Annotated in this window: 13 protein-coding genes and 1 riboswitch; of the genes, 5 read left to right on the top strand and 8 right to left on the bottom strand. The window is 33.8% G+C overall.

Translation table 11 applies throughout. From position 1 onward, the window contains the following. Window positions 1-197: 197 nt before the first annotated feature. A riboswitch (Lysine riboswitch) is annotated at window positions 198-390 on the top strand. A 112-nt stretch (window positions 391-502) separates the two neighbouring features. From BAQ48_RS15475 to BAQ48_RS15465, 3 genes are all read left to right on the top strand, one after another. After that, window positions 503-1,969 (top strand): amino acid permease, encoded by a 1,467-nt coding sequence (locus tag BAQ48_RS15475; RefSeq protein ID WP_071711758.1) that lies wholly within the window; start codon window positions 503-505, stop codon window positions 1,967-1,969. Between the two features lie 114 nt (window positions 1,970-2,083). After that, a complete protein-coding gene (locus BAQ48_RS15470; protein ID WP_071711757.1) occupies window positions 2,084-2,389 on the top strand; it encodes an iron-sulfur cluster biosynthesis family protein in 306 nt (101 codons plus the stop codon). Window positions 2,390-2,422: 33 nt separating this feature from the next. Continuing rightward, window positions 2,423-3,193, top strand: a complete 771-nt coding sequence (locus tag BAQ48_RS15465) for a DNA alkylation repair protein (protein ID WP_071711756.1) — start codon at window positions 2,423-2,425, stop codon at window positions 3,191-3,193. Window positions 3,194-3,303: 110 nt separating this feature from the next. Here the strand turns inward: BAQ48_RS15465 and BAQ48_RS15460 are convergent, their stop codons facing one another. Next, window positions 3,304-4,287: a hypothetical protein gene (locus BAQ48_RS15460; protein WP_071711755.1), complete on the bottom strand. Its 984-nt coding sequence runs from the start codon at window positions 4,285-4,287 to the stop codon at window positions 3,304-3,306. A 463-nt stretch (window positions 4,288-4,750) separates the two neighbouring features. On the opposite strand from BAQ48_RS15460, the gene BAQ48_RS15455 reads away from it, so the two are divergent. After that, window positions 4,751-5,518 (top strand): class I SAM-dependent methyltransferase, encoded by a 768-nt coding sequence (locus BAQ48_RS15455; RefSeq protein WP_071711754.1) that lies wholly within the window; start codon window positions 4,751-4,753, stop codon window positions 5,516-5,518. Window positions 5,519-5,567: 49 nt separating this feature from the next. Here BAQ48_RS15455 and BAQ48_RS15450 read toward each other — a convergent pair whose 3' ends face one another. From BAQ48_RS15450 to BAQ48_RS15425, 6 genes are all read right to left on the bottom strand, one after another. Further along, on the bottom strand, window positions 5,568-6,425 hold the full coding sequence (locus tag BAQ48_RS15450; RefSeq protein ID WP_071711753.1) for a PhzF family phenazine biosynthesis protein: 858 nt from the start codon (window positions 6,423-6,425) through the stop codon (window positions 5,568-5,570). A gap of 209 nt (window positions 6,426-6,634) precedes the next feature. Beyond that, on the bottom strand, window positions 6,635-6,820 hold the full coding sequence (locus BAQ48_RS15445; RefSeq protein ID WP_071711752.1) for an antitoxin VbhA family protein: 186 nt from the start codon (window positions 6,818-6,820) through the stop codon (window positions 6,635-6,637). Window positions 6,821-6,851: 31 nt separating this feature from the next. Next, window positions 6,852-7,979, bottom strand: a complete 1,128-nt coding sequence (locus tag BAQ48_RS15440; protein ID WP_071711751.1) for a hypothetical protein — start codon at window positions 7,977-7,979, stop codon at window positions 6,852-6,854. Window positions 7,980-8,047: 68 nt separating this feature from the next. Further along, a complete protein-coding gene (locus BAQ48_RS15435) occupies window positions 8,048-8,578 on the bottom strand; it encodes an NUDIX hydrolase (RefSeq protein WP_071711750.1) in 531 nt (176 codons plus the stop codon). A 101-nt stretch (window positions 8,579-8,679) separates the two neighbouring features. Beyond that, on the bottom strand, window positions 8,680-9,216 hold the full coding sequence (gene lepB, locus BAQ48_RS15430) for a signal peptidase I (RefSeq protein ID WP_071711749.1): 537 nt from the start codon (window positions 9,214-9,216) through the stop codon (window positions 8,680-8,682). A gap of 82 nt (window positions 9,217-9,298) precedes the next feature. Beyond that, entirely contained in the window at window positions 9,299-11,452 is a 2,154-nt protein-coding gene (locus tag BAQ48_RS15425) for a peptidoglycan D,D-transpeptidase FtsI family protein (RefSeq protein ID WP_071711748.1), read from the bottom strand. Window positions 11,453-11,741: 289 nt separating this feature from the next. Between BAQ48_RS15425 and BAQ48_RS15420 the strand changes: the two genes are divergently transcribed. After that, entirely contained in the window at window positions 11,742-12,323 is a 582-nt protein-coding gene (locus BAQ48_RS15420) for a hypothetical protein (protein WP_071711747.1), read from the top strand. Between the two features lie 55 nt (window positions 12,324-12,378). Here the strand turns inward: BAQ48_RS15420 and BAQ48_RS15415 are convergent, their stop codons facing one another. Further along, window positions 12,379-13,116, bottom strand: coding sequence for an NAD-dependent protein deacylase (locus BAQ48_RS15415; RefSeq protein ID WP_084064684.1), 738 nt, complete (start codon window positions 13,114-13,116; stop codon window positions 12,379-12,381). Window positions 13,117-13,320 lie beyond the last annotated feature (204 nt).

The following is a 13,320-nucleotide window of genomic DNA, read 5'->3' as shown; positions in this document are numbered from 1 at the left end:
CGAAACATTTGTATAACAATTTCTTTCTTTATTTTTTGTTACATAACAGTAGGTTCGGGTGGAGTTTTGCAAGCGTTTCCTAAACAATAACCGATATTTTTTGACTTTTCCTAACAAAATTCCTTGCAATATATTCAGAAAGTGATTACAATTGCGATATATTAAAAATCTTAGCAATATATAAATCCTCATCAGTCCGATGAGGTAGAGGTTGCGACTTTTAAAAGTAAAATGGACGAGACACAGAGAATGTCACCGACTCCGTTTGAAAGGAAAAGTTGCCGAAGTTTATATTTCTTCTCTGGAAATATGGGCTGGGGCTGTCTCCGAAAGGAACAGAACTGTCACGTTTACAAAATTACCGTGTAAACGTGGGGTGCTATCTTAACGGAAGGGTATGATGGGGTGGTTATTTGTGAAACGTTCCGCCTAATTCTTTTGGCGGTTTTTTGTATTTTTCTCCCCCGCTCCTTCCTATCTTACAAGAAAAGGAGTGTTGAACATGAATAGCGCAACGAATCAAACTACCTCTGAAACACAAACTACAAAAGGAAAAGGTGAATTAAAACGTAGTTTAAAATCAAGACACCTTACGATGATTTCTCTCGGTGGTACAATTGGTACCGGACTATTTCTTGCCAGCGGTGGTGTAATCCATACAGCTGGACCTGGTGGTGCACTAGTTGCATACGCCGCAATTGGTATTATGGTTTATTTTTTAATGACAAGCTTAGCTGAACTCGCAGCTTACATGCCTGTTACTGGATCTTTTAGTACGTATGCAACAAAATTTGTTGATCCATCACTTGGTTTTGCACTTGGATGGAACTATTGGTATAACTGGGCGATTACGATCGCTGCTGAACTTGCAGCCGTAACATTAATTATGAAATTTTGGTTCCCTGATACCCCTTCTCTTATTTGGAGCGGATTATGTTTAGCTATTATTTTCCTTTTAAACTATTTATCTGTTAAAGGGTTTGGTGAATCTGAATATTGGTTCGCACTTATTAAAGTAGTTACGATTATTATCTTTTTAATTGTCGGTTTTATGATGATTTTCGGCATTATGGGCGGAGAATCTGTTGGCTTTAAAAACTTCACTGTTGCAGATGCACCATTTAATGGCGGTATCATGGCAATTATCGGTGTATTTATGGCAGCTGGTTTCTCATTCCAAGGTACTGAATTACTTGGGGTAGCTGCTGGTGAAACGTCTGATCCAGAGCGCAATATTCCGAAAGCAATTCGTTCAATTTTCTGGCGTATTCTTTTATTCTATATCCTTGCGATTCTCGTTATCGGTTTATTAATTCCTTACACAACTGAAAGCCTTGCTGCAAGTGATGTAACAGTAAGTCCATTTACACTTATTTTTGAAAAAGCGGGCGTTGCCTTTGCTGCTTCTGTTATGAACGCTGTTATTTTAACTGCCGTACTATCTGCTGGTAACTCTGGTATGTACGCATCAACTCGTATGCTTTGGGATTTAGCTCGTCAAGGAAAAGCACCGAAGTTTCTTGGTAAATTAGATAGCCGCGGCGTACCTGTTAACGCATTAATCGTAACATCAATCGTTGGTAGTATCGCTTTCATTGCTTCTTTATTCGGTGACGGTGTTGTATACATTTGGTTATTAAATGCATCAGGAATGTCTGGCTTTATCGCATGGGTTGGAATTGCAATTAGTCATTATCGCTTCCGTAAAGCATATATCGCACAAGGTAAAGATTTAAAAGACTTACCGTATAGAGCAAAATGGTTCCCGTTCGGACCAATCTTCGCATTTGCACTTTGTGTCATCGTTATTTTAGGACAAAACTACGGCGCATTTATGGGTGAAGCAATCGATTGGAACGGTGTACTTGTTTCTTACATCGGTTTACCACTCTTCTTAGTACTATGGTTAGGCTATAAATTTACGAAGAAAACAAAAGTGATTCCACTTGATAAATGTGAATTGAAATAAACGTTAAACGAGCAAACAAATTTGTTTGCTCGTTTTTTATTACAAACCTCTTTACTTCCCTATTGCTCTTGTTTTTGCAATAATAAAGGAAATATATATAAAGGTTGGGATACCATGAACATTCGCATTACTGATGAAGCAATAGCAGCTATACATAGATTAGAACGTGAAGATAAAAAGATCATTCGCATTAGAGGGACAATGACAAACTCTTGTAGCATTTTCGTTGATGTCGATTTAATTTGGGATACATATGTTGCAGATGATGTTGTATATGAAGATGCAAATCTTATCGTACAAATGGATTCATTTACGAAAGACTACACTGGTGATACAGTGAAACTTGATTATAAGACGACAGGTTTTAGTATTACGACTCCGAGTGAAACTTTAGTTTATGGATTGTCGATTAAAAAATAAAACTTGTTTTCAACTGACCACTGAGGTGAAAATATGGGTAAATATGTTCCGTTAAAATTTTTATTTAACGAAGAATTAGCAGAAAACATGGCTGATTCTATTTGTAAATACGATCCTAATTTCTCTAAAAGAAACTTTGTAGCTTCCGTAACATATAAAGTTGAAAATTTAGAGTTAAAGCAACGAATTGAAGTAATTGCAGATGAATTACACAATGCTTTGCAAAAGGATTTTAATGAAGCAATACATATATTACTGAAAACATTGGGACCAGAAAATACAACAGAAGTAGGCACATTTACAAACGGATATATGTATATGCCTATCGCAAAATACGTTGAAAAATATGGGCTTAACAATTTTGAAACCTCATTCAACGCCATGTATGAAATAACAAAACGGAATACTGCTGAATATGCTATTCGGCCTTTTCTTGAAACATATCATGAAGACACACTAAATATATTGCAACAGTGGATTCATGATAAAAACAGCCACATTAGGAGATTGGTTTCAGAAGGTACAAGACCAAGACTTCCTTGGGCTAAAAAAACGGGAGCCTTGAAAGGTGATTTTAAGAACAATTTACAGCTTCTTGAACCATTAATGAATGACCCTTCTAAATATGTTCAAAAATCTGTAGCTAATCATATTAACGATATTACGAAAGAAGATAAAGAACTCGTTTTTCAATGGTTTCAGCAATTGCGTGATAAACCGTATCCTGTTAACCCTTGGATTATAAAACATGGGTTAAGAACGGTGATTAAAAATGGTACTTTACCAAAGGATTTTTCTTTTTGAGTATTTTAAACAAAAACGCTTATGCTTCAAAAATGGAGCATAAGCGTTTCTTTCTTTTTGAATAAAGAAATAACAAACTTAAAAAGTGGTTTGAATTTTTCTTCACACCTTTATTTTACAAGTTCTTCCACGGCATTACTTTTCTTGATTGCTTCCGATGATAACCAGAGTGAATAACTTGTTCCATCCTTGTTCGTCAAAAATATGTCAAATTCCTTATTATATAGTTCTTCTTTAAGAATAGTGACTACCTTTCTCAAATCCTCTATTACATAGGAATCATCTTTATATTTAATCTCACTGTCATTGAAAACTAAAATCAATTTATACTCTGGACAATTACCGTCTTCTGGGTGTGGACAAGTAATATCTTTAATTACGAAACGATCATTTTGAATTTCATTTAATCTTTCATCTACTCTTGTTTCAGTTTGAATCAAATATGTCCAATAACTGCTTACAGTATTTTTCATTGTTAGAAGCAGTTCTTCTTTCGTTATAGCTTTTTGCACATTATTAAAAGGGAAGCCTATAGATTCACCATTTTGATCCTCAATTTCAAGTTCTGTTATTTTTCTATTACTCTTCTGAATGAATTGGAATAGAGCATATAAACGATCTAATTCTGTTGATTCAAATTGACTGTAATCTATCTTGTCACTCGTTTTTAAAGTTAATAATAACTTATCAGTTGGTTTTCTCCCTATATTATCATCATCCAATATATATTGGAGAGCATTTTCATTTTCAGATTCCACATAACCTAATTTTTTAATTTCTTCTAGCATTGGTTTGAATTTCTTATATTCCTCATATGTTTTTTTCCCGTATTCGTATTCATCGCCTGTTATTCTTGAATAGATGAGACCATCTACCTCTACTCTAAATTGAATATTTTTGTTATTTTTCGCTTGAACAGTATGGTATGTATGCCCCATATTCCCTTCATGTATAGCGCCCCAATCTGTTACAACCACATCGATTCCGTGCTTTTTTTTCACATATTTTTTCACCTGATCTTCATCTTCATAATTACAACCACTTAAACATAAGAAACACAACACTAGCAACATTACATTTTTCATTCTTTTCATATAACCCCTTACCCCTCTTTCGTACAAACAAAATATTCCATATATAAACAATACTAAATTATAAAATATTTTCAAATAATTAAAAGTTTTTATATTCAGTATATATATTTCTTTTATTAATGGCTCTGTTAATTTTAATATTGATAATTTAATAAATTAAAGGGAAACCTAAATTTAAGGTTCCCCATTTTTACCTACATTTTAGATTTTAATAGATATTTTTTAACCACGTAATAATTCGTAGTACCTGAAACGACTCAAACCAAGTAATTAAAAACATCACAACTAAGTTCAAAGGATTTCTACTCAATTATCCCGAATATATAAATAACCATTCTTACAAGGAGCAAACTTATATGAATCTATTCGAACACGAAACGTAAAACCGCTTCTCATTAATAAGAGGTCCTCCCTTTTTTCTTTTCGCATCATATTATCCATTAAAAAATAGGAGGACAAAATTATGAAACGTGATCCATTATTTTTAACTTTATTAAAAAGTGCAAATACACATTTTAGTGGTTGGGACTTTTCTTTCATTTCAGAAACGGGCCGAATGAAGAGCGAGCCTTTATCGTGGTCGTACGGTAGCACTGCTTTCCAGCTTATGCAGCGTGCAGAATCAATGTTAGATATGGGTACTGGCGGCGGAGAGTTTTTATCTATGTTACAACCATTCCCCTCAACTATTTATGCAACTGAGGGCTACGCTCCAAACATGTCAATTGCTCAGAAGAAATTAGAGCCTTTAGGGGTTAAAGTTGTAGAGGTGAGCGATGATGCTGCATTACCATTTCAAGATGGACAGTTTGATTTAATCTTAAATCAACATGAATCGTATGCTGCTTCTGAAGTAAAAAGAATCCTTTCTCCAAATGGAACATTTCTTACACAACAAGTTGGCGGTCTTGATTGCGCTGAACTTAATGAGCAGTTTAGCTCACCGCTAAATAGCGAATTTGCAAGTTGGTCGCTTGAAGCGGCATGTAATGAACTAAAGGAATATGGATTTACTATTTTAGAAGCAAAAGAAGAGTTTCCTTTCCAACGCTTTTATGATATTGGCGCTATCGTCTATTATTTAAAAGCAATTCCGTGGCAAATTCCTGATTTTACTGTAGAAAGGTATTATGAGGAATTGTACCGCATTCATGAGATAATCTTACAAAAAGGATATTTTGATGTGAAACAACATCGTTTTATGATTAAAGCGATTGGCTACGAATCATAAAGCATATGAAAATGAAAAAGAGATGGATCTACCATCTCTTTTTTTATTTTTACTCAATATTTTCTATATTTAAACGCTTCGTTTCACAGTAATAGCCTTTGCCACCAACATAAACTTTTTCTATTTTATTCTCGCTATTGGTTGCTAATTTAACTAATATTTCGGAAGGCGAGTGTAAAGAATAACCTTGTTCAAATACATAGACTTCTTTTTTTAAGTAGTGCTGTTCATAAAGGTAGCAAGCTAATGCGCTGTTTGAAGTTCCAGTCGCTGCTTCTTCATTGATGTCATATAGTGGAGCAAAGTTTCTGCATATTATTCGATTGTCATTAAAAGTATATAGATGCATCCCGACAACATTATAATACTTGCTGATTTCTTTAATTTTTTCAAAATTAGGTTGCAGTGTATGTAATTGTGTTTCGCTTTTTATAGGAATTAAAATATCTTTTAAGCCTGTGGAGACAATTTGAATTGGGTATGTATTTTCTATATCTTCAATTTCAAAGCAGTCGATAAACTCATTTGGAGATATAACATCATAGAATATCGGTTCATTTTGTTCCATGAATATGATGTCATCTTTTATGGTAATAGTAAGAACGCCGCTGTTCGTTTCAATCGTATAGCGATTCTTGAAAAGCTTATTTAAATGCATCAGTATCGCGAAAGAGCCAATTGTGGCATGACCACATAAATCAACTTCCTCTTTTGGTGTAAAATACTCAATTTTATAATCAGCAACTTCAGATTCTGATATAAATGCGGTTTCCGCATAGCCCAGTTGTTTGGCTATTGCCATTTTTTGAGTAGTGGTCAATGTATTCTCCATAAATACCACTCCTGCTTTATTTCCGCCTTTATGATCCTTGCTAAATGCACTTGCAACATAAACGGATATTTTCATAAGACACCTTCCTTCCTCACTTATAGTAAATTGTAGCATAAAACGTACTACGTATATATATTGTTGGATAAATTCTCCATAAAGCAAGAGACAAACTATTTTTTAGTATCTGAACTCTACAAAAATAGTTTGTCTACAGTCAGAGCGTTGGATCTACCCTCTCTTTTTTCCTGTTTATGTAACAAAAGTTTGTGGTGCCTTCTAGATTGTTAAGTACGTTCACGTCTCGCAATCGCATCTGCTAATACGATAAATTGCTCATGCGTTATCTTACCTGCCAACTTGTCTCTAATAATCTTTTCCATTTCTTTTGTAAGATTCATGCCCTCTATTGCTAGACTTGCTTTAGCCTCTGCAATAGCTTCATTTAGTTCTTCTTCACTTTTGAATGCCATAATTTGAGTTATCCCCTTCAAATCGTTTTATTTACTCTTTTAATGTAAAAAAGGTAATATCATCCCACTTCTTATCTAATTGCAAAGTAGTCTTTTCCATGCTGGTTCCTGTGAATAAATCATACCCCTCAATCTCAGCTACCAGTTGTTTCGTTTTACTTTTCGAATTCATATCTTTGTATAGGATATATAATTTATGATCATGTACTTGCATATCAGAAATCCCTTTATCCTCTATAGCGATTTTTGTATTTTCATCACTTTTCAATGAATATGCGCGTGTGACGTTTAAATTCTCATCTAATTCTTTTATTTTTTCATCATCGCCTAAAATATAAACCTTATTATCAATCACCTGCACTAGAACAGGTATAATATTCTCGTCATCTAGTACCTTTTCTTTTTCTACTACTCTAGTTTTCGGGTTGATCATCATTAATTTAGCTGGTAACTTTTGATTTACATTATCACTCAATGCGAGTAATAATTTATCTTTATACTTTTGAAAAATTATTTTTTGAGTAGTTGGTGCAAAATACACGTTTTCATTAGGAATTTCAAATTCGTTTGTTTTTTTATTTGTAGCCAAGTCTATTTCTGAAATATATATTTTGTCTAGTGTTTGTGAAAATGCGTATATGTGATTCTCAATAATATGCGCTCCTTGAATCGTTCCCTTCAGTTCTACACTTTCTTGCCTTTTGTCACTATCTTTCCAATATACAAGTTCACTTGTATATCCCTTCTTTTCGTCTACCAATCCAATATTCACATCATAATATACATACCCTCGCTCTGCATGGATGAAATATGCTCCTGCGTTTATATTTTGTAATTGTTTAGGTCTATTTAACTCACGTATTTTACCTGTCTTATCAATAGCGTAATGATTGTTATTTCTACTTGATGAAAAGTAGTACCCCTTTTCATCTTTTGCATTACTCATCATACTTTGACCGTCTACTTCTATTTTACTAATCTCATTTCCTTTTTTATCGTATGCATACATGTAACCACCGTTTTTCATTGTATTTGAATAAGATACAAGATAATCTGCTCTTTGAATATCTTTCAGTTCCGTATCACTTTTAGAACAAGCTACAAAAAGAAACATTGTACATATGACGATTATGGCCAATGAATTATATTTCTGAAACATATCATCACCCCGCGTATAGAATAAGAGCAATCGATACGAAAATACCGATTGCTCTTTAAAATATTTTATCAACTAGAGTATGAGAGTAGTTTTTTTACATATCGCTTGTTCACATCATCTTCCGTCAGGAATGCAGTTGTGTAATTAATAATATTTCGGTTATCATATGTAAATATATGCTCTAATTTTTTATCATCTGTTAATATTATTGGTAAGTATTTTGGTAAATTGCTAACTACACCTCTATTATCACAATTTAATATCCAATCGATTTCTTTCCATTCTAATAATCCTTCCGCCGTACTTAATGGCGTGTCCATATGTACTCCATCCGGCAGATCAGCAAGGAATACATACATTCCTTCACTACCCCGAGGTTCGTCCTTACTTTTAAAAACCACATTCCCTTTATAGGTTACACTTGGAAGATCTATGCCTGTTTCTTCAAGCGTTTCTCTAATTATTCCTTCATATGGCGTTTCAGTATCTTCAATTTTCCCTCCAACACCATTCCACATTCCCATATTCGGCTTTTTATTTCTATTTAAGAGGAGTATGTTATCCCCTTGTCTAATGAAACAAATTGTGTACTTATACATGCGATCAGTTCCTTTCTATTCCTTAACCGTTAACTTCATTCCCATTATAAAAGCATCTAATTATTCATTGGTTGTTTTTTGAGGAACATAAAGATACTAAACTAGTCTATTATTTTCATTTTCGAAAAAGGATAATACACAAACTCTACTTTGCCAATTATGTTATCTTCTTCTATATACCCTAAACCATTGCGGCTATCCCTACTAATTTCACGATTATCTCCCATTACGAATAACTTATTTGGCGGGATTTTTGTCTTTTGAAAGTTGTAAAAGACTTGTGTATTGTTGAATAACTCTTTGTTTGTATATGGCTCTTCTTGCTTTTTATCATTTACATATACCGTTCCGTTCGTTATGTTAATGACATCACCAGGAAGCCCTATGACACGTTTCACATAATATTTCGATTCATCCTCTTCTTTTATAATGACAATTTCTCCGTGCTGTAAATTCGAAAAATGTACTGCTGCTTTATTTACAAATACGTAGTCTTCTTCATACAGAGTTGGTTGCATCGATTTCCCTTCTACCTTGCATAACGTAAATGAATGGTAGGCTATTACCATGACAAATATAAATAGTATGTACTTCCCCCAGCCTGTCTTAATCTCCTTTTTCTTAATCTCCTCTTCCATATTCATTCCCACCTTATTCAAACGCTTTTTAACTCAAAAAATATATCACTGCACAATGTGTGTCTGTGCAGTGATACTATTTTTACTGGGCTTTGTTCAACTGTTCTACCGGGGGTAGATTTACACCCGACCTTTTCGCTTTCAATTCGAAATACGCATCTAAAATCTCTTTACCAATCGCAGAATTAATTCCTGATTTATCATCATTCACCCATGGTACAACAACTGAAAAAGCGACTTCCGGATCAGCATCATATGGTGCATAACCGGCAAGAGTTAAATTATAACATTTTTTTCGGTTATAGTTTTCATCTCTTCCAATATCACTTTCCCCGCCATATACTGTTTCAGCTGTTCCTGTTTTTCCAGCTGGTTTATACGGTAATCCTTTAAATGTTGCGGTACCTGTTCCGTCTGCTTCTTGGAATACTCTTCTAAATCCTTCTTTTACGTGATTGATATAGGAAATATCCATATCCACTCGATTTAATATAGTTGGTTCCATTGTCCGAATGACTTTCCCAACATCCTCTGGTCTATTTGGTTGCTCTCTCACTTCTTGCACAATTTGTGGTTTCATTCGGTATCCGCCATTCGCAATCGTTGAAATGTATTGTGCAAGTTGAAGCGGTGTATATGTATCATATTGTCCAATCGCATAATCAAGTAAAAAACCAGGTATATTATCAGTTCTACCTATTTGACCGATTGATTCATTCGGCAAGTCAATACCAGTTGGTACGCCTAGGCCAAATTGTCTAAAGTAATAGCGCATTTTATTAAATGTCTCTTGTTTAATATCTAACGGATTTTGTGGTACATAATTAATACCTGCTATTTTTAAAGCTGTATTAAACATATAAACGTTCGATGAAACTTGTAAAGCTCTTAAATCATCAATATCTCCAAAGTCTTTCCAAGATTTCTTCGGCTTGACACTCCCTTTAAAGTACATTGGTGCATCAAAGAAATGCGTATACGGCTTAATCGCTTCCGTTTGATATCCGGCTAATAACGTAGCCCCTTTCACAGTTGATCCTAACTCATACGAGCTTGTCATCGTCCCTAAAGCGAAATCTTCTATTTGCATCCCACCGTCTTTATTTACGATTTTCTTTCCTGCCATTGATAAAATTTGACCGTTTTTCGGATTCATCATTACAACAAATGCGCGATCCATCATCGGTTCTGAAGAATGAAATGCTCTTAAATTTTTATCAAGACTCTCCTCCACTTTCTTTTGCAATTCCATATCAACTGTTAACATTAAATTATGCCCACTTTTTCCTTTTGTCACTTTTTCAGTCCGAACAATATTTCCGGTTTTATCTGTAATATTTTTCGTCTGTTCTTTCGTACCATGCAGCGCATCTTCATACTGCTTTTCGATATAACTCTTACCGATACGATCATTTCGGTTATAATCTCGTACTAAATAGTAGTCTAGTTGCTCCCTTGGTAATCCTTCATTTTCACTAGAAACACTACCAAGGACAGAACGGAGTATTTTATCATTTGGATATTCACGTTCCCAATCCACCGTCGTATCTACTCCTGGCAAGCTTGCCAATCTTTCACTTACGACTGCATATTCATTTAGACTCACATCTTTTTTGACAATTTGCGGTGTCATTTTATATCCCGCATTCATTTTACTTTTAATTGCTAATACTTCCATATCCTCTTTTGAAAGTTCATTTAATTCTTCTTGTGTAATTCTTTCTCGGCGCAATTCTTCTACTTTTTTATCTAATTCTTTCCCTTCTACTTCCTGCTTTCTAAAGTTACCTTCATCTTCTTTCGTAACTTTTGCCATAGCACGTTTTTCATTTAACTGCATCCAAAAATCTTTCTTATCAGTCTCCGTTAACTTATCCATATCCTCTTGCGGCATTTCAATTAACTTTGCTAAATCCCTTGCTACTTGTAAAACTTCTTTCGAATCTACTCCTTTCATTTTCGTATATGTAACGGTTCGTAACGGTTTATTATTTACAATCACATGACCTTCCCGATCAAACATTTTCCCTCTAGGAACAGGCGTGCTCACCGTCACATCTTCTTTCTTATTCACTTCATTTCTATACGTTTCTCCATCAATAATTTGTACTTTACCTAATTGAATTATAATAGCTGAAAATAAAAGAAAGACGATAAAAAATAGTACATTCAATCGAAATGGAATATGAGTCTTTTTCTTTTTCGATTGTTTCTGCTTCTCCTTTTTCTGTCTCATTTCGCTCCCTCGCTTCATTCTATTAACATTTCTACACAAACTCATTATGTATCAAATTTATTTATATGATATATATAGAATTTTATATTAATTACAAAAGAAATAAAAGATTAAATTTTCAGTATTTTAATTTCCCAACCTATTTATTACCATTCCCTTAATGTGCAATAACATGAATGGTATTCAAAAAGAAAGAGAGTATTACACTGTTTTTTCATTCCATCATTTTACATTCATTTGTATAATTAAGAAATAAATCCATACAAAACATTACGAAGGAGCAAACAAAATGACAGATTCATTTACAATATATATTACTACCCCACACTGTCTAAACTTTATGATTTATATTCAAAATATTCGCCTCAATCAAAAAGAGAGCAAAGGAAATTTCCACTTTCCCTACATAGCAAAAACTTTCAATTTCTCTAACGATTTCGAAGTGAATTTTAAAGAGTTATGGCAAACACTTCGTAAACAAATTACTAACGAGAACTATGATTTACAGATCTTTCATGAGGAAAATCATATATTTTATGAGAAACTTTTTAATACTCATTTATGTAGTGAAGAATCTTTTAAAGAATTGATATGTAGTTTTAAAGTATGGTGGACTAGCATAGTAGGTCAGCATTCATTAGAATGTTCTGTAAGTGGGTATAGTAATCAACTCTATAATGATTTAGTTCTATACCTGAAGCAAAACCAAATAGAACCCTTACAACAGCTACATATTAGCTTACTTTATGACGATTGTGTATTCATTAAAGAAAATATCACTTCTTACTTTGCCATTTTACCTATGAAACACCTTTTTATAAATTATAAAGATGTGTTTACTACATTATCAAAATGTTTTCATGAGGCTTAAAACAGTGATTACTTAAATAAAAAACTGAGGCGAATACCTCAGTTTTTTCAATACCTTATTCCATTGAAGATAACCCTTCAACAAATTCACCAATCTTTTGTTGAAAAACATAATCAAAGTTATATTCCTGCCCTGTTAATTCTTCATTTACTAAAATCGTTGTTGCTCCTACCTCTCTCTTTGCGATTTCTGGGAATGAAGCAACTGGTTGTACTTTGAGTGACGTCCCCATTACGAGAAGTACATCTGTTTCATATAAACGTTTTATCGCGTTTTGATATTGCGGCAGTGTATCTCCATATAAAACAACGTCTGGATTTAAAATAAAATTACACTTCTCGCAGCGTGGTACTTCATGATCAATCATATACTGCAAATCATATCCCGCTTTACACTTCGGACAATGTGCTGTTTGCAGTGTTCCGTGTAAATCAATAACATGTTTACTACCACCTACTTGATGCAAACCGTCAATATTTTGCGTTAAAATCGTTATATCTTTTCCTTGTTCTTCTAGCTCTGCTAAAAAGCGATGACCAAGATTTGCTTTATATTGGTGAAACGTATTAATTTGAAAGATTTCTTTATAATGCTTCCAAAATTCTTTCGGATTTCGGTTATAATATCCTCTTGATAAATACATCTCTACATTCGCATCAGCATACAATCCATTTGATGAACGGAAATCTGGTATACCACTTTCCGTACTTGCCCCTGCGCCTGTTAATACTGTAATTTTCTTCGCTTTTTCTAAAATTGAACGTACTTCTTCATATTGTTGCACAAACATCACCTCTATGTATTTTCCTATACTTATTATACCAGTTGTTTACAGTAGGTGTTGTACAATTCGGTTTACTTACTATGTTGCATTATCTAAACCCAAACTTTTTTGGGCTTAATTAAAGTTTCAAAGATAACTACTGTTCAATACTTGTTCGTAATGGCCGTGGCATTCTTAGTAGCTAAAGCACTCTCACAATCAATTCTGGATTTT

Source organism: Bacillus luti, assembly GCF_001884105.1.
In the GTDB taxonomy this organism is placed as follows: domain Bacteria; phylum Bacillota; class Bacilli; order Bacillales; family Bacillaceae_G; genus Bacillus_A; species Bacillus_A luti.
Note: the sequence above shows the minus strand (reverse complement) of the source record. Positions and strands in the feature narration are given on the sequence as shown.